This is a genomic window from Priestia sp. P5_B4, from assembly GCF_056400385.1.
In genome coordinates this window covers 1-2,627 of the sequence record NZ_JBFULJ010000533.1, presented here as the reverse complement: position 1 = coordinate 2,627, position 2,627 = coordinate 1, and the positions used below count along the sequence as shown (strand labels likewise).

2 protein-coding genes are annotated in these 2,627 nt (G+C 40.8%); both read left to right on the top strand.

What is annotated here, in order from left to right; translation table 11 throughout:
* Positions 1–558: EscU/YscU/HrcU family type III secretion system export apparatus switch protein (locus tag AC1DRF_RS22520; protein ID WP_477741736.1), on the top strand; the 558-nt coding region annotated here is incomplete at its 5' end.
* A gap of 30 nt (positions 559–588) precedes the next feature.
* Positions 589–2,625, top strand: a complete 2,037-nt coding sequence (gene flhA / locus AC1DRF_RS22515) for a flagellar biosynthesis protein FlhA (protein ID WP_427075209.1) — start codon at positions 589–591, stop codon at positions 2,623–2,625.
* Positions 2,626–2,627 lie beyond the last annotated feature (2 nt).

Below are 2,627 nucleotides of genomic sequence, written 5' to 3'. Positions count from 1 at the left end.
GATGTATTAAATTTATCTCAAAAAAGTATAGGGGACTCGCTGGTTGTGCTGTCTAAGCTTGTTTTTCAAATGGGACTTGCAGCCTCGCTTATGCTTTTATTTTTATCGCTGCTTGATTATTTGTACCAAAAGTTTGATTTCGAGAAAAATATTCGAATGTCAAAGCAAGATATCAAAGATGAGCATAAAAACATTGAAGGGGATCCTCTAATCAAATCAAAAATAAAGCAAAAGCAGCGGGAAATGGCAATGTCTCGCATGATGCAAGAAGTTCCAAAAGCAGATGTCATCATTACAAACCCCACTCATTATGCCATTGCTTTAAAATATGATGAAGAAAAAATGGATGCTCCCTATGTTGTAGCCAGCGGCGTAGATTTTATTGCTCAAAAGATTAAAGGAATCGCCAAAAGTCATGAAATCACCATGGTAGAGAACCGCCCGCTGGCAAGAGCACTTTTTGACCAAACTAAAGTAGGAGATGCAGTACCCGAAGAATTTTTTAAAGCGGTGGCTGAAATATTAGCTTACGTATACCGCATTCAAAATAAAATGTAACGTTACGCTATTGTAAGGAGAGAAAAATTAATGTCTGCAAGAGAACTGCCAGTTGTTATAGGTGTTGTACTCATTATCGTTATGCTTGTTATTCCGTTGCCTTCATGGTTATTAAGTATTTTAATCATGATTAACATTTCTCTTGCGCTRCTTGTACTGCTCGTTTCCATGAATATGAAAGAACCTTTAGAGCTATCGGTATTTCCGTCTTTGCTGCTGGTTCTTACGCTGTTTCGATTAGGTTTGAATGTATCGACAACACGTTCAATCTTAGGAACAGGAGAAGCAGGCGGAGTGGTGGAAACATTTGGCCACTTCGTTATTGGAGGCAATCCGTTAGTGGGCTTTGTTGTCTTCATTATTTTAATTATCATTCAGTTTCTCGTTATTACAAAAGGAGCGGAGCGTGTTTCTGAAGTAGCCGCACGCTTTACCTTAGATGCGATGCCGGGTAAACAAATGAGCATTGATGCAGATTTAAATGCAGGTATGATTTCAGAAAAGCAAGCAATTGACCGCCGTGAAAAAATTCAGCGCGAAGCAGATTTTTACGGAGCAATGGATGGAGCTAGTAAATTCGTCAAAGGTGATGCGATTGCAGGAATTGTCATTACCCTTATTAATATCTTGTTTGGAATTATTATCGGCATGCTGCAAATGGGAATGTCCATCACTGAAGCATCCCAAACCTTTACTTTGTTAACAGTAGGCGATGGGTTAGTGAGTCAAATTCCAGCCCTTATGATTTCAACAGCGACAGGTATTATCGTCACTAGAGCTGCTTCAACAGGCAATTTGAGCGAAGATATTACACAGCAGCTGTTTGCTTTTCCCGTTATGCTTTATGTTACTGGAGGAACGATTGCCGCTCTTGGTTTAATTACGCCAATTAATGATGTTATTACAATGCCTATTGCTATTTTGTTAGGAGTGGGAGGCTATTATTTATCTCGGGCTAAGCATCAGGCGGTTCGTGAAGAAATGGCGCCTACTGAAGAAGAGATGGAAGACAATGAAATGAAAAGTCCGGAGAGTGTTGTCAATCTATTAAGCATTGATCCAATTGAATTTGAATTTGGGTATGCATTAATTCCGCTTGCTGATACGAATCAAGGAGGCGATCTGCTCGATCGAATTGTGATGATTAGGCGACAGCTGGCACTTGAGCTAGGATTGGTCATCCCGGTTGTTCGCATCAGAGACAACATTCAGCTTCAGCCCAACGAATACTGTCTTAAAATAAAGGGCAATGAAGTGGCAAAAGGGGAGCTGCTGCTTGATCACTATTTAGCAATCAGTCCGGGAATGGATGATGATTTGATTGAAGGAATTGATACATTAGAGCCAGCTTTTAAAATGCCTGCAAAATGGATTAGTGAGTCGGTGAAGGAGCAGGCTGAGATGTTCGGGTATACCGTTGTTGACCCGCCGTCGGTTGTGTCTACGCACATAACAGAAGTTATAAAATCGTATGCGCATGAGCTGATTGGAAGGCAGGAGACAAAGCAACTAATCGATCACACAAAAGAAACGTATCCTATTTTAATTGAGGAAGTAACACCTAATCCGCTTTCCGTTGGAGACATTCAAAGGGTACTGGCAAAACTTTTAAAAGAACACGTCTCAATTCGAAATTTACCCATTATTTTTGAGGTGCTGGCCGACTACGGAAAAATGACGTCAGACACCGATTTGTTAACTGAATATGTCCGGCAAGGGCTCGCAAGACAAATTACCAGTCAATACACGGTCCAAGAAGGTCTGCTTCGAGTTCTTACCCTTTCAGGAAAAGTTGAAAAAACGATGGCGGAAGCTGTTCAACAAACGGAGCATGGGAATTATTTATCACTAGACCCTAACGTTTCACAAGCTATCGTGGAAAGTATAGCCAAGCAAACAGAAACACTTTCTTTTCAAGAACAGTCTCCAATTGTGTTATGTTCTCCTGCGGTGAGGATGTACGTGCGTCAAATCACTGAGCGGTATTTCCCCCATATGGCGGTTTTATCATATAACGAGCTAGAAGCAAATGTTGAAGTTCAAAGTGTTGGAGTGGTGGATATCTGATG